Source organism: Azospirillum sp. UFLA03-27 (genome assembly GCF_059803775.1).
On record NZ_JAUQTX010000183.1, the window covers coordinates 1 to 14,267 of the forward strand.

At 69.2% G+C, this 14,267-nt stretch carries 13 protein-coding genes; all 13 read left to right on the top strand.

Going from position 1 to position 14,267, the window contains the following annotated elements:
• The first annotated feature begins 77 nt into the window (after nucleotides 1–77).
• The 13 genes from ftsY to Q4I23_RS23055 all read left to right on the top strand — a co-directional run bounded on the left by ftsY (nucleotide 78) and on the right by Q4I23_RS23055 (nucleotide 14,266).
• Complete coding sequence (gene ftsY, locus Q4I23_RS22995; protein WP_498527761.1) at nucleotides 78–1,022, top strand: signal recognition particle-docking protein FtsY; 945 nt, start codon at nucleotides 78–80, stop codon at nucleotides 1,020–1,022.
• A 94-nt stretch (nucleotides 1,023–1,116) separates the two neighbouring features.
• Complete coding sequence (locus Q4I23_RS23000; RefSeq protein ID WP_454019087.1) at nucleotides 1,117–2,646, top strand: AMP nucleosidase; 1,530 nt, start codon at nucleotides 1,117–1,119, stop codon at nucleotides 2,644–2,646.
• 93 nt (nucleotides 2,647–2,739) lie between these two features.
• Nucleotides 2,740–3,816, top strand: coding sequence for a lipid A deacylase LpxR family protein (locus Q4I23_RS23005; protein WP_498527754.1), 1,077 nt, complete (start codon nucleotides 2,740–2,742; stop codon nucleotides 3,814–3,816).
• Between the two features lie 66 nt (nucleotides 3,817–3,882).
• Complete coding sequence (locus Q4I23_RS23010; protein ID WP_237904857.1) at nucleotides 3,883–4,458, top strand: septation protein A; 576 nt, start codon at nucleotides 3,883–3,885, stop codon at nucleotides 4,456–4,458.
• 34 nt (nucleotides 4,459–4,492) lie between these two features.
• Nucleotides 4,493–5,410: an allantoinase PuuE gene (gene puuE, locus Q4I23_RS23015; RefSeq protein ID WP_498527755.1), complete on the top strand. Its 918-nt coding sequence runs from the start codon at nucleotides 4,493–4,495 to the stop codon at nucleotides 5,408–5,410.
• 182 nt (nucleotides 5,411–5,592) lie between these two features.
• Nucleotides 5,593–6,753, top strand: a complete 1,161-nt coding sequence (locus Q4I23_RS23020) for an SPOR domain-containing protein (protein ID WP_498527756.1) — start codon at nucleotides 5,593–5,595, stop codon at nucleotides 6,751–6,753.
• A 219-nt stretch (nucleotides 6,754–6,972) separates the two neighbouring features.
• The gene (locus Q4I23_RS23025) at nucleotides 6,973–7,377 is read left to right on the top strand and encodes a response regulator transcription factor (protein WP_454019083.1); all 405 of its coding nucleotides are present in this window, start codon (nucleotides 6,973–6,975) and stop codon (nucleotides 7,375–7,377) included.
• A complete protein-coding gene (locus Q4I23_RS23030) occupies nucleotides 7,374–9,572 on the top strand; it encodes a 3'-5' exonuclease (RefSeq protein WP_498527757.1) in 2,199 nt (732 codons plus the stop codon). The genes Q4I23_RS23025 and Q4I23_RS23030 overlap by 4 nt, the downstream gene beginning before the upstream one ends.
• Nucleotides 9,569–9,817, top strand: coding sequence for a hypothetical protein (locus Q4I23_RS23035; RefSeq protein ID WP_454019081.1), 249 nt, complete (start codon nucleotides 9,569–9,571; stop codon nucleotides 9,815–9,817). The genes Q4I23_RS23030 and Q4I23_RS23035 overlap by 4 nt, the downstream gene beginning before the upstream one ends.
• Nucleotide 9,818: 1 nt before the next feature.
• Nucleotides 9,819–12,557, top strand: a complete 2,739-nt coding sequence (locus tag Q4I23_RS23040) for an ATP-binding protein (RefSeq protein WP_498527758.1) — start codon at nucleotides 9,819–9,821, stop codon at nucleotides 12,555–12,557.
• 180 nt (nucleotides 12,558–12,737) lie between these two features.
• Entirely contained in the window at nucleotides 12,738–13,049 is a 312-nt protein-coding gene (locus Q4I23_RS23045) for an STAS domain-containing protein (RefSeq protein ID WP_498527759.1), read from the top strand.
• Nucleotides 13,034–13,411, top strand: coding sequence for a response regulator (locus Q4I23_RS23050; RefSeq protein ID WP_464879481.1), 378 nt, complete (start codon nucleotides 13,034–13,036; stop codon nucleotides 13,409–13,411). Before Q4I23_RS23045 ends, Q4I23_RS23050 begins: the two co-directional genes overlap by 16 nt.
• A gap of 30 nt (nucleotides 13,412–13,441) precedes the next feature.
• Nucleotides 13,442–14,266, top strand: coding sequence for an Hpt domain-containing protein (locus tag Q4I23_RS23055; protein WP_498527760.1), 825 nt, complete (start codon nucleotides 13,442–13,444; stop codon nucleotides 14,264–14,266).
• Nucleotide 14,267: the final 1 nt, after the last annotated feature.

Below are 14,267 nucleotides of genomic sequence, written 5' to 3' on the forward strand. Positions count from 1 at the left end.
GTTATAGTCTCGTGGGCTCGGAGATGTGTATAAGAGACAGGCCGGAGATCGTCCGTGAGGACCTCCCCGCGGCCCTGATGACCGAAGAGGAGAAGCCCAAGAAGGGCTGGTTCGCCCGGCTGAAGGACGGCCTGTCCAAGTCCTCGTCCAAGCTGACCGAGGGCATCTCCGGCATCTTCACCAAGCGCAAGCTCGACGACGAGGCGCTGGAGGAGCTGGAGGAGCTGCTCATCACCGCCGACCTCGGCCCGACCACGGCGGCCAAAGTGACGGCGGAGCTGGCCCGCACCCGCTTCGGCAAGGAGGTCAGCCCCGAGGAGGTCAAGGCCACGCTGGCCGCCGAGGTCGCGAAGATCGTCGGTCCGGTGGCCAAGCCGCTGGTCATCGACGCGACGCTGAAGCCGCACGTCATCCTGGTGGTCGGCGTCAACGGCACCGGCAAGACGACGACCATCGGCAAGCTGGCCCGCCAGTTCCGCGCCGAGGGCAAGACGGTCATGCTGGCCGCCGGCGACACCTTCCGCGCCGCCGCGGTCAGCCAGCTGAAGATCTGGGGCGAGCGCACCGGCTGCCCGGTGATCGCCCGCGACACCGGGGCCGACGCCGCCGGCCTCGCCTTCGACGCGCTGGAGGAGGCGCGGCGCCAGGGCGTGGACATCCTGCTGATCGACACCGCGGGCCGCCTGCAGAACAAGGCCGGCCTGATGGAGGAGCTGCGCAAGATCGTCCGCGTCATCAAGAAGGTGGACGAGAGCGCCCCGCACACCACCCTGCTGACGCTGGACGCCACCACCGGCCAGAACGCGCACAATCAGGTGGAGGTGTTCCGCGACATGGTGAACGTCTCCGGCCTTATCCTGACCAAGCTGGACGGGTCGGCGCGCGGCGGCGTGCTGGTCTCGCTGGCCGAGCGGTTCAAGCTGCCGGTGCACGCCATCGGCATCGGCGAGGGCGTCTACGACCTGCGCCCCTTCGACGCCGACCAGTTCGCCAAGTCGCTGATGGGGTTGCCGTCCCAGTAACGGCGCCCCCAAAGGCACAGGCAGGGGGCACAGGCAGGGGGGCCGGGTGAGAAAGGGGCTTCCGACAGCTTCGCCCAAGCCCTATCTGAAGACTATGACGGCTGCCAAGACCTCCCCCTCCCCCGTTCCTCCCGGTCCTGTCGAGCGCTTCACCGACGCGGACGCCGCCCTGGCCCTCGTCAAGGACCTCTACGACCGCAACACCACCTATCTGCGCGACCGCTTCGCCGCCTTCACCCGCGGCGAGGACGGCGGACGGCGGGAACAGGCCCATTATCCCTACGTCCGCCTCTCCACCGCCTCGGCGGCCACGGTGGACACGCGGCTGGCCTACGGCTTCGTCGAGGGGCCGGGCACCTATTCCACGACGCTGACCCGCCCCGACCTGTTCGACCGCTATTACCGCGAACAGCTCTCGCTCCTGCTGCGCAACCACCATGTTCCGCTGGAGGTCGGGGTCAGCGACGAGGCCATCCCCATCCATTTCGCCTTCCCTCAGGGCATGCATGTCGAGGGCGACCTGACGCCGGAGCGGCTGGCCGGGCTGCCTGATCTGTTCGACCTGCCCGACCTCGCCCGCATGGACGACACCATCGTCAACGGCACCTACGAGGAGTCGCTGGACGCGGTGAAGCCGCTGGCCCTGTTCACCGCGCCGCGGGTGGATTTCTCGCTGCACCGGCTGCGCCACTACACGGCGACGGCGCCGGAGGATTTCCAGAACTTCGTCCTGTTCACGAACTACCAGTTCTATGTGGACGAGTTCATCCGCATGGCCCGCGAGATCATGGAGCCGACCGCCGATCCCGAACTGGCCGCCTACCGCAGCCAGTACGACCGCTTCGTGGAGCCCGGCGGCGTCATCGTTCAGAACGCCAATCTGGGTGGCGGCCCCGGCGAGGCGCCCACCAACGGCGCACGGCTGCTCCGCCTGCCGCAAATGCCCGCTTACCACCTGACCCGACCGGACGGCAACGGAATCACCCTGGTCAACATCGGCGTCGGCCCGTCGAACGCCAAGACGATCACCGACCACATCGCCGTGCTGCGCCCGCACGCCTGGATCATGCTGGGCCACTGCGCCGGGCTGCGCAGCACGCAGCGGCTGGGCGACTATGTGCTGGCCCACGGTTACGTCCGCGACGACCATGTGCTGGACGCCGACCTGCCGACCTGGGTGCCCGTCCCGGCGCTGGCCGAGGTGCAGCGCGCGCTGGAGACGGCGGTGGAGCGGGTGACCGGCCTGTCCGGCTACGCGCTGAAGAGCATCATGCGCACCGGCACCGTGGCGACCATCGACAACCGCAACTGGGAACTGCGCGACCACCGCGAGCCGCTGATGCGCTTCAGCCAGAGCCGTGCCGTCGCGCTGGACATGGAAAGCGCCACCATCGCCGCCAACGGCTTCCGCTTCCGCGTTCCCTACGGCACGCTGCTCTGCGTTTCCGACAAGCCGATGCACGGGCAGTTGAAACTGCCGGGGATGGCCGACCGCTTCTACCGCGAGCGGGTGGACCAGCACCTGAAGATCGGCGTGCTGGCCATGGAGCTTCTGCGCGAGCACGGCATGGAAACCCTGCATTCCCGCAAGCTGCGCAGCTTCGCCGAGGCCGCTTTCCAGTAAGACAAGCTGTTTTGCCCCACCCGAAAGCGCAGGCGCCAAAGGGCGCCCGCGTCTTATCTTAGGGTGCCCGGCAACGAAGGGAATTTGACCATTATGGCCGTGCGTTCAGGTTGGAGCGTCATCGCCGCCCTCTCACTCGGGCTGGCGGCGGGACCGGTGCTGGCTCAGGACAATGTTCCGAAAACCGACAGCGTTCCGAACACGGACACCACTCCGCCAGCGGAAACCACGCCCCGGGCCGGCCCGTCCATCGGCTTCTGGGTCGACAACGACCTGTTCGGCGGCGGCACCGACCGTTACTACACGAACGGAGTCCAGTTCTACTACGTCTCCGGCGACCGCCCGACCTACGGCAACATCGACTGGCTGGCCAACCTCGTCCCCTGGATCGGGGAGCATGGGGTGCGGCGCTACGGCATCGCCTTCGGCCAGAACATGTACACCCCCAGCGACATCACCAAGCCGATCCCCGACGCCACCGATCGCCCCTACGCCGGCTGGCTGTACGGGCGCCTGTCGGTGATTTCCGAAGAGACGCGGCAGGTGGACCGCATCGACCTGGACATCGGCATGGTCGGCCCGGCCTCGCTGGCGGAGCAGACCCAGAAGACGGTGCATCGCATCGTGCCGGGCGCCCGCTGGCCGGAGGGCTGGGACTACCAGCTCAAGAACGAGCCGGGCATCATCCTGAGCTACGAGCATGTCTGGCGCGCCGAGCGCCCGGCGCGCATCGGCCCCTTCGAGGCAGACATCAGCCCCCACGTCACGGCCAGCGTCGGCAATGTCCTGACCTTCGGCGGGGCGGGGGTCACGCTGCGGCTGGGCGGAAACATGGCGCCGCCGGTCGGCGCGCTGATCCTGCGCCCGACCGCCAGCATCCCCTACCAGGACAGCGTGGCCGCCGGCGCGCCGCGCCCGCCCTTCTCCTGGTACGTCTATGCCGGGGCGGAGGGGCGCGCCGTCGCCCGCAACATCTTCCTGGACGGCAACAGCTTCCGCGACAGCCGGTCGGTGGACAAGAACAACTTCATCGCCGCCTTCCAGCTCGGCGTGACGTTGCGCTACGACCGGTTCGGAATCTCCTACGCCCAGAATTTCCTGTCGCCGGAGTTTGAGGGGCAGAAATCCTACAGCAACTACGGTTCGATCCGCGCCTCCTACCGGTTCTGACCGGGCACGGAGGCGTCCCCTCGCTTCCCTCTTTATCCCAGGCCCGGTTCGGTCTATGTGAGGATCATGAACCAATACGCCCGACTGCTGATCGAAGCCGGCCCGCTGGCGGCCTTCTTCATCGCCAATTCCCAGGCCGGCATCATGATCGGCACCGCCGTCTTCATGGTGGCGATCAGCATTTCCGTGCTGGTCTCCTGGCGGTTCGAACGCAAGGTGCCGGTGATGCCGGTGGTCGGGGCGGGCTTCGTCCTGCTGTTCGGCGGGCTGACGCTGTGGCTTCAGGACGACCTGTTCATCAAGATCAAGCCGACGCTGGTCAACCTGCTGTTCGCCGCGGTCCTGTTCGCGGCGCATCTGACGCGGCGCAACGTGCTGAAGCACGTTCTGGGATCCGTCCTGAACCTGTCCGACGCGGGCTGGCGCACGCTGGCGATCCGCTGGGCGTGGTTCTTCCTGCTGCTGGCCGCGCTGAACGAGGTGGTGTGGCGCACCATGACCACCGACGCCTGGGTCAACTTCAAGGTGTTCGGCATCATGCCGCTGACCCTGCTGTTCAGCGCCTTCCAGGCCCCGCTGATCCTGCGCCATCAGGTGCCGGAGGAGCAGTCCACCGAGAAGTCCTCGTCCTCCGCCTCCTGACCGCCCCCCTCCTCCCTGACGGAGCGCCTCCACCATGTCACATGACTACCCGCGCGACCTGATCGGCTACGGGTCCCGTCCGCCGCACCCCTACTGGCCGGGTGGGGCGCGGGTGGCGGTGCAGTTCGTCATCAACTACGAGGAGGGCGGGGAGAATTGCGTCCTGCACGGCGACGCCGCGTCGGAGGCCTTCCTGTCGGAGATCGTCGGCGCCCAGCCCATCGTCGGCATGCGGCACATGAACATGGAGTCGATCTACGAGTACGGGTCCCGCGCCGGCTTCTGGCGGCTGCACCGGATGTTCACGCAGCGCGGCCTGCCGGTGACCGTCTACGGCGTCGCCATGGCGCTGGAGCGCAACCCGGACGCCGTCCGCGCCATGCTGGACGCCGGGTGGGAGATCGCCACCCACGGCTACCGCTGGATCGACTACCAGCATCTGCCGGAAGAGGTGGAGCGCGAGCACATGCTGCGCGCCATCGAGGTCCACACCCGCGTGACCGGCTCCCGCCCGCTCGGCTGGTATCTCGGGCGGTGCAGCCCCAACACCTGGAAGCTGGTGTCGGAGGAGGGCGGCTTCCTCTACAACGCTGACAGCTATGCCGACGACTTGCCCTACTGGGACGACCGCTTCGGCCGGCCGCAGCTGATCGTGCCCTACACGCTCGACGCCAACGACATGCGCTTCGCGACCAACCAGGGCTTCAACACCGGCGAGCAGTTCTTCACCTATTTGAAGGACAGCTTCGACGTGCTCTACGCCGAAGGCGAAGACCAGCCGAAGATGATGTCGATCGGGCTGCACTGCCGTCTGGTCGGGCGGCCGGGGCGCGCCGCGGCGCTGGCCCGCTTCCTCGACTATGTGCGGGGCCACGAGAAGGCGTGGGTCGCCACCCGGCTGGACATCGCCCGCCACTGGATGGCCGAGCATCCCTACCGCCCAACGACCTGAACCCGGAAAAAGCGTCCTTGGTGCGCCTTCGCGCCCAACTTTCTCACGCCAATTCGTCGCATCGGCGTTTGAACGAACGTCGAAATACAGTAGAAGGTCTTTGGATCGTGGCGCCGCCCTTCGGGGCCGCGTCCCCGTGACTTCCGACTCCTTGCGATCTTCAACTGGGTGCGCACGCCGCCGTGACGTTCAAGGATGAGATGAAGGCCGCCGGCCAGAAGGCGGAACACAAGCCGTCCCCGATGGCCGATGCCCCCGCCGACGATGGCGGGGAGGCACGGGACGACATCGCCCGCCTTCTGCGCGCCCTCAACGACGACCTGAAGGCCGACCCGGCGGAGGAGGACGATCTCCTGTCCCCGGACGCCGGGCGGAAGGCGGAGCGGCACCTGCCCATCGGCAAGATCGCCGCGGCGCTGGCCGCCGCCATCGGCATCGGCGCGGTCGTCGTGATGCTGGATCAGGGTGGGGAGGCGCCGTCCGCGCCCCCGGCACCGCTCATCACCGCCGTTCCCAGCGCCCCGGCCCCCGGCGGCGCCTCGCCCGGCACCGGAACTCCGGCGAAACCGGAAGCGCTGATCACCCGCGCGGCCCCTGCCGCTGCGCCGGCCCCCGCCGCGCCGGCCCAGGCGCCGATGCAGACGCAGACCGTCGTCGCTCCGGCCGCACCGGCGCCCACGGTGACCACGCCGCCCATGGCGCTGCCGCAGATTCCGCCACCGGCGTTGAAGGTTCCGGAGCCGCCGGCCCTGCCGTCGCCCGCCGCTGCCAGACCGGCCGAGCCCGTCCCCGCGCCGCACCCCGTGGAGACGGCGGAGAGCGCGAAGGTCCCGGCGCATCCGCCGGCTTCGGCCATGGCGCCGTCCCCGGCCGAGCCCGCCAAGGCGCCGCCCCCCGCAAAGACCGCGGAAACGGCAGAGCTTCAGGCCATGCTGTCGGCCCCGCCCCCGCCAGCTTCGGCCCAGCGTCAAGCCGCCGCGGCACGCCCGGCGCCGCAGCCCGCCAAGCCGGCGCCCAAGTCCGCCTCCACCCCGCCTGCCACGGCGCCCGCTACGGCGTCCTCGTCGGGCGTGCTGACGCCGCCGGCGTCCACCGCCGCTCCGGACGGGCGCTACACCGTGCAGGTCGGGTCCTTCCAGCAGGCCGACAATGCCGAAGGGTTGGTCCGCCGCCTGCGCGGTCTCGGCTTCAACGCTTACGCGCTGGACTGGACCGACGCCGAGCAGCGGTCCTGGCACGTCGTCCGCGTCGGCGGCTATGCCGACACCGCCGCCGCCCGTCAGGCCGCCGCGTCGCTGAAGGGCAAGGTGGAAGCGCAGCCCATCGTCGTCTCGACGCGCTGACCGCAGGCAACGGCGCCACCGCGACAAACTGTCGCTCCTCTCTATTCCGCTTCTTTCCTTTGGAAAAGCCCGTCCGCAATTTCGGTATTGCGGGCGGGCTTCGTCTTGATCTGTCCTTCTCCTTGCCGCTAACATGGGATTGAACAGGCACGCATATTAGAACAAGCGCAGCCGCAAGAAGCCGGCGCATCAGACCGGCGAACCGGAGGAAACCCTGGTATGAAGCCGACGATCCTGGTCGCCGACGATGAGCCCAGCATCGTCCTCTCTCTGCAAGTCCTGCTGCAGAAGGCGGGCTTTACCGTGCGCATCGCCCGCAACGGCGAGGAAGCCCTTGAGTCGGTTGCGGAAAGCACGCCCGACCTGATCCTGCTGGACGCCATGATGCCGCGGCGCGACGGGTTCGACGTCTGCCAGTCGCTGCGCGCCAATCCCGCCTACCAGTCGCTGCCCATCATCATGCTGACGGCCAAGAGCCGCGACGTGGAGCGGCAGAAGGGCATGGCGCTGGGCGCCACCGACTACATCACCAAACCCTTCTCGACCCGCGACCTCGTCACCACCGTCCGCAAATACCTGAACCCCGAAAGCAACCAGGGCGGAACCGCGGAGCCTCAGCCATGAGTGCCCCGGTGACCACCGGAACCGCCGCGCCGGCAACCACCCCGACGGAGCCGCGCCGGATCATCCCCCTGGCCTTCCGCGCCGCCGGCGTCGGCCTGCCCCTGCTGTCGGTGGGGGCCGCGGTCGGCTTCAGCGCGAACGGCGACCCGAACGCCTTCGTCACCTACACCGTCACCATGACCGCCGCCGTCACCGCCGCGGTCTGGGGCCTGTGGGGGCTGGTCGACCGGCGTCTGCTGCGCGCCTCGGAAACGCTGAGCCGCGAGGCCGGGCTGATCGCCCATGGCACGGCGGACGGCAAGACCGGCGCACGCATCCCGCTGGCGCGCTACGGCGACCTCGCCCCGGTGGCCAAGGCGGTCAACGAGCTGTCGGACAAGCTGGCCGCCGCCCGCCGCGACACCGCGCGCACCGTCGCGGAGTCGACCGCAAAGGCGGAGGAGCAGAAGACGCGGCTGGCCGCCGTCCTGCGCGACCTGCACGAAGGCGTCCTGGTCTGCAACCTGAAGCACCAGATCCTTCTCTACAACCAGACGGCGCTCGACATCCTGCATCTGGCCGGCGACCTCGGGCTGGGCCGCTCGCTGCTGCATTTCGTGGTGGCGGAGCCGGTCACCCACACGCTGGAGCGGCTGACCCTGCGCGTGCGCGAAGGGCGGCACGTCAACCACGAGCACGGCACCACCGCCCAGTTCGTCGGCGCCACGACGGACGGGCGCATCCTGCTGGCCGGGCGCATGAGCGCCATCCTGCAGGACCCGCCGGAGGGCTCGGACGAGCCGCCGACCATCACCGGTTACGTCATCACGCTGTCGGACGCGACCAGCGAGCTGGCCGCGCTCGGCCAGCGCGACGCCCTGCTCCGCGAGGCGACGGAGGGCTTCTGCGCCCCCATCGCCAACCTGCGCGCCGTTCTGGAGACGCTGGACGACACGCCGGAGCTGGGGCCGGAGGAGCGGGCCGCCTTCCAGGCCGCGCTGATGGAGTCGTCCAACACCCTGTCGGAGCGGCTGGCCCGCGTCACCAACGAATACCGCAGCGTCGTCACCGGCTCCTGGCCGATGAGCGACATCCACTCCACCAACCTGATCAACCTGATCCGCCACCGCGTCGGGCCGGAGGCACAGTACGGCGTGACGCTGACCGGGCTGCCGCAATGGGTGCACGGTGACAGCTACAGCCTCGTCATCCTGGTCGGCTATCTGATCGAATACGTCTACGCGCTGACCGGGGTCCCCGCGTACGACCTGTCGGTGGAGCCGGGGGACCGCTGGGTCTATCTCGACATCACCTGGCGCGGCCCGTCGGTGCCCAGCGGCATCGTGGACAGTTGGCTCGACCACCCGCTGCCCGACGCGCTGGGCGGCCTGACGGTCGGCGACGTGCTTCAGCACCACAAGAGCACGATGTGGAGCGAGCCGGTGAAGGGGCCGGGGTCGGAAGGCGAGCTGCTGTCGCGCCTGCGCGTGCCGTTGCCTCCCGCGCTGAAGCCGCCCTCCGCCCACACCGCGGCTCGCGGCGGCGCGCGGCCGGAATTCTTCGACTTCAACCTGCTGCACCAGCCGCTGGCCACCAGCGAGCTTGGTCGCACGCCGCTCGACCAGCTCCATTACGTGGTCTTCGACACCGAGACGACGGGCCTGTCCCCCAGCACCGGCGACGAGATCATCCAGATCGCCGCCGTGCGCGTCGTCGGCGGGCGCATCCTGACCGGCGAGACTTTCAACACGCTGGTCAACCCGAAGCGGAGCATCCCGCCGGAATCGATCCCCTTCCACGGCATCACCGACGCGATGGTCGCCGACAAGCCGACCATCGACAAGGTGCTGCCGCAGTTCCGCGGCTTCGTGTCGGGCGCGGTGCTGATCGCCCACAACGCCGCCTTCGACCTGAAATTCCTGAAGATGAAGGAACGGGCCTCGGGCGTGCGCTTCGACAGCCCGGTGCTGGACACCATGCTGCTGTCGCGGATGCTGCTCGGCGAGGGCGGCGACCACACGCTGGACGGCATCGCCGAGCGGCTGGGGATCGAGGTGGTGGACCGCCACACGGCGCTGGGCGACAGCCTCGTCACCGCCGCGGTCTTCCTGCGCATGGTCGAGATGCTCAAGGAACGTGACGTCCGCACGCTCGACGACGCCATCCGCGGCGCCAACATCATCGTCGAGCTGGCGGCGCGGGAGCGTGCCTTTTGACCGGCGGGCCAACCCTGCACCCCGCTTCCCCGCAACCCGCACCCCCTCCACCGCGCCGGGCGGGCGCCGACCGCCTGATTGCGCTGTTCCTGTTCGGCGTGGTCGCCTTCAACCCGCCGCTGCTGCGCGTCTTCGGCGCCGGGGACTCGCTGTTCGGCCTGCCGCTGCTGTACGTGTACGCATTGGGGGTGTGGGGCGGGGTGATCGCGCTGTCGGCGGTGCTCCTGGAACGCAGGGGGCGCTGACATGCCCTGGCCCGCCATCGTCGCCGCCAGCTTCGCCTACCTGCTCCTCCTCTTCGCCATCGCCTGGTGGGCGGACCGGCGGGCCGACGCGGGGCGCAGCGTCATCGCGTCCCCGTACGTGTACGCGCTCTCGCTGGCGGTCTATTGCACCACCTGGACCTTCTACGGCTCGGTCGGTCGGGCGGCATCGCTGGGCATCGGCTTCCTGCCGATCTATCTCGGCCCGACCCTGCTGATGCTGCTGGGGCCGCTGGTGCTGCGCAAGATCCTGCGCATCGCCAAGGCGCAACGCATCACCTCCATCGCCGACTTCATCGCCTCCCGCTACGGGCGCAGCCAGGGGCTGGGTGGGCTGGTGGCGCTGACCGCGGTGATCGGAGTGACGCCCTACATCGCCCTGCAGCTCAAGGCCGTAGCGGTCAGCTTCGACGTGCTGTGGGGGACCGACCCGTCCGGCGCCACCGGCGGCCTGTCCCTGCCCGTCGTCTTGGACAACGCCTTTTACGTCGCAGTGGTCATGGCGGCCTTCGCCATCATCTTCGGCACGCGCCACATCGACGCGGCGGAGCATCACGAGGGCATGGTGGCGGCCATCGCCTTTGAATCGGTGGTCAAGCTGGTTGCCTTCCTGGCGGTCGGCGCGGCGGTGGTCTGGGGGCTGCACGACGGCCCAACCGAGCTGTTCGCCACGGCCGCGGAGCATCCTGAGATCCGCAACCTCTTCACCTCCGCCCCGGCGCTGGCCGACGGGTCGTGGCTGACCATGACGCTGCTGTCGATGGCGGCGGTGCTGTGCCTGCCGCGCCAGTTCCAGGTGACGGTGATCGAGAATGTGGACGAGCGACACCTGACCCGCGCCCTGTGGCTGTTCCCGCTCTACATGCTGCTGATCAACCTGTTCGTCCTGCCGGTGGCGGTGGCCGGGCTGATGCGCTTTCCCGACCGGGCGGTGGACCCGGACATGTTCGTGGTGGCGCTGCCGCTGGCCGCCGGGAACGAGTGGCTGGCCCTTCTCGCCTTCATCGGCGGGCTGTCGGCGGCCACCGGCATGATCGTGGTCGAGGCCATCGCGCTGTCCACCATGGTGTGCAACGACATCGTGATGCCGCTTCTGCTGCGCGCCCGCAGCGCCCGGCTGGAGCGACTGCACGACCTGTCGCCGCTGCTGCTGACCATCCGGCGCGCCGCCATCGTGGCGATCCTGCTGCTCGGCTACCTGTATTTCCGCATCGCCGGCTCGGCCTACGCGCTGAGCGCCATCGGGCTGATCTCCTTCACGGCGGTGGCTCAGTTCGCCCCGGCGCTGATCGGCGGCGTCTACTGGGCGGGGGCGACCCGGCGCGGCGCGCTGGCCGGCCTCAGCGCCGGCATCCTGACCTGGGCCTACACGCTGCTGCTGCCCAGCTTCGCGCGGTCCGGCTGGCTGCCCGCCTCCTTCATCGACCAGGGGCCGTGGGGCGTCGCCCTGCTGCAGCCCTACGCCCTGTTCGGGCTGGACGGCATGGACCCGCTGACCCACGCCCTGTTCTGGAGCATGCTGCTCAACATCGGCCTCTACGTCGTGGTCTCCCTGCTCGACCGCCCCGGCCTGGGCGAGCGGGCGCAGGCCACCGCCTTCGTGGAGGTGTTCCAGCACCGCGACACCCCCCTTCCCGCCGGCGCGTGGCGCGGCACCGCCACGGTCGGCGACCTGCAACGGATCGTCGCGCGCTTCCTCGGTCCGCAGCGGGCGGAGGCGGCCTTCGCCCAGTATGTCCGCCGCAACGGGCCGCTGGAGCCGGACCGCCGGGCCGGGGCGGAGCTGGTGCGCTTCGCCGAGCGGCTGCTCGCCGGGGCGATCGGCGCCGCCTCCGCGCGGGTGGCGCTGGCCTCCGCGGTGGAGGGCGGCGAGGTCAGCTACCCCGAGCTGATGCGGATGCTCGACGAGACCAGCCACGTCATCGAATACAGCCGCCAGCTCGAACACAAGACGGCGGAGCTGCAGCGCGCGTCGGCCGCGCTGCGCGCCGCCAACGAGCGGCTGACGGAGCTGGACCGGCTGAAGGACGAATTCCTGTCCACCGTGACGCACGAGCTGCGCACGCCCCTGACCTCCATCCGCGCCCTGACCGAGGTGCTGCACGACAACCCCGACATCGAGCTGGAGCAGCGGCAGGAGTTCCTCGGCCTCGTCATCACCGAGAGCGAGCGGCTGACCCGCCTGATCAACCAGGTTCTCGACATGGCGAAGATCGAGGCCGGGGAGATCGACTGGCAGGTCCGTCCGATGGACCTCGGGGCCGCGCTGGAGCAGGCGGCGGCGGCCACCGCCCGGCTGTTCCACGAGCGCGGCATCGCGCTGGCCGTCACCATCCCGCAAGGTTTGCCGGCGGTGCGCGGCGACCATGACCGGCTGGTGCAGGTGGCGGTGAACCTGCTGTCCAACGCCGCGAAATTCACCCCGGCGGGCGGGCGGGCCTCGCTGTCCGTGACGGTGGAAGGCGACCACCTGCGCGTGTCCGTCACCGACAGCGGCCCCGGCATCGCCGCGGAGCATCAGGCCATCGTCTTCGAGCGCTTCCGGCAGGTCGGCGACACCATGACCGACAAGCCGCAGGGCACCGGGCTGGGGCTGGCCATCTGCAAGCGCATCGTCGAGCATCTCGGCGGCCGCATCTGGGTGGACAGCGCCCCCGGCCGCGGCGCCACCTTCGCCTTCACCGTGCCGCAGGCGGAAGCGCGTGCAGAAGCGGCGTCCTGAATCAATCGGAAGACGAAACGATCGGGGCACCCCGCCCGATAACACCCTTGGTTGACACAGGTCAGTCCAGTTGCCTTAACGAATCCTTATACGTGTTTCTGGCAGGTTTTTTCCCAAATGCCGGACATGGAAGCCCTCCCGGTGCCGGTTCTGCCCGGTCGGGTGGCAAGGAGACGAGCGGTGACACTGATCAAGTGGAGCGACGAGGGGGGGACGGTGCGCCTGGGCCTGCCCAGCGACCTCGACCTTGCCATGGCTCAGCCCCTTCTGGACAGCCTGCGCGCCGGTTTCGCCGCCTCCGAGACCGTCATCGCCGAAGCCGGGGCCGTGGAACGGGTCAGCACCGCTTGCGTCCAGGCGCTTCTGGTCGCCTCCCGGCATGCCGCCGAACACAACCGGACGTTCGCCATCGCCCAGCCGTCCGAGGTCCTGGCGGAAGCCTGCGAGGATCTGGGGCTGGACGGCTGGCTGAAGCAATGGAGCCAAGCGTGAAGAAGAAGGTACTCACCGTCGACGATTCGCGGACCATGCGGGACATGGTCTCCTTCACGCTGAAGGGCGCCGGCTACGAGGTGGTCGAGGCCGCCGACGGCCAGCAGGCGCTGGGCGTCATCGGCGCCAACAAGGTGGACCTCGTCATCACCGACCTGAACATGCCGGTGATGGACGGGCTGACCCTGATCCGCCGCCTGCGCGCCACCCCGGCGCACCGCACGCTGCCCATCCTGATGCTGACCACCGAGGCCGACGAGAAGAAGAAGTCCGAAGGTCGGGCGGTGGGGGCGACCGGCTGGATCGTGAAGCCCTTCAACCCGGAGAAGCTGATCTCCGTCGTGCAGAAGGTGTGCGGCTGACGCCGCGTCCTGGCTTGTGAGGGGGCGCCCGTGGAAGACCTGAGCCGGTTCAAGCAAACCTATTTCGACGAAAGCGCGGAACTGCTGGAGGTCGCCGAATCCGGCCTGCTGCGGCTGACGCCGGGCGAGGTCGATTCCGACGAGGTCAACGCCATCTTCCGCGCCGTCCATTCCATCAAGGGCGGCGGCGGCGCCTTCGGCTTCACCGAACTGGTCGCCTTCGCGCACGAGTTCGAGACGGTCATGGACGGGGTGCGCAACAACACCGTTCCCGTCACGACCGAGCTGGTGGACACGCTGATCCGCGCCAACGACCTGCTGGGCCAGATGCTGGCCTACGCGCGGGAGGGCGACCCGGCCCCGGCGGGGACCACCGACGGCACCGTGGCCGCCCTGCGCCGCCACCTGTCGGTTGGTGCTCCGCAAGCCCAGGCTCCGGCGGCTGCTCCCGCCGCTCCTCCGCTTACCCCCGTCTACGCCGACGACGAGGATGACGAGGCCGGCCTGTTCGGCGATGCCATGGCCGCCATCGCCGCTGCCCGTGCGGAGGAGGACCCGGTCCCCCCCGGCAAGCTGCGCTGGACCATTGTCTTCCGGCCGCGGTCCGACCTGCTGATGTCGGGCAACGAACCGGCCTTCATGCTGCGCGCTCTGCGCCGGCTGGGCGACGCCACCGTCGAATGCCACACCGACGCCCTGCCCAATCTCCAGAACCTGGAGGCGGAGCTTCTCCACCTCTCCTGGACGGTCACGCTGATCGCCGATGCGGACGTCGATCTGGACAAGATCAACGATGTCTTCGAGTTCGTGGCCGACGACTGCGACATTCGCATCCTGTCTCTTATACACATCTGAC

Coding starts and splice junctions, on each gene's coding strand:
- ftsY (WP_498527761.1), top strand. CDS start 78: ATGACCGAAGAGGAGAAGCCCAAGAAGGGCTGGTTCGCCCGGCTGAAG.
- Q4I23_RS23000 (WP_454019087.1), top strand. CDS start 1,117: ATGACGGCTGCCAAGACCTCCCCCTCCCCCGTTCCTCCCGGTCCTGTC.
- Q4I23_RS23005 (WP_498527754.1), top strand. CDS start 2,740: ATGGCCGTGCGTTCAGGTTGGAGCGTCATCGCCGCCCTCTCACTCGGG.
- Q4I23_RS23010 (WP_237904857.1), top strand. CDS start 3,883: ATGAACCAATACGCCCGACTGCTGATCGAAGCCGGCCCGCTGGCGGCC.
- puuE (WP_498527755.1), top strand. CDS start 4,493: ATGTCACATGACTACCCGCGCGACCTGATCGGCTACGGGTCCCGTCCG.
- Q4I23_RS23025 (WP_454019083.1), top strand. CDS start 6,973: ATGAAGCCGACGATCCTGGTCGCCGACGATGAGCCCAGCATCGTCCTC.
- Q4I23_RS23030 (WP_498527757.1), top strand. CDS start 7,374: ATGAGTGCCCCGGTGACCACCGGAACCGCCGCGCCGGCAACCACCCCG.
- Q4I23_RS23040 (WP_498527758.1), top strand. CDS start 9,819: ATGCCCTGGCCCGCCATCGTCGCCGCCAGCTTCGCCTACCTGCTCCTC.
- Q4I23_RS23050 (WP_464879481.1), top strand. CDS start 13,034: ATGGAGCCAAGCGTGAAGAAGAAGGTACTCACCGTCGACGATTCGCGG.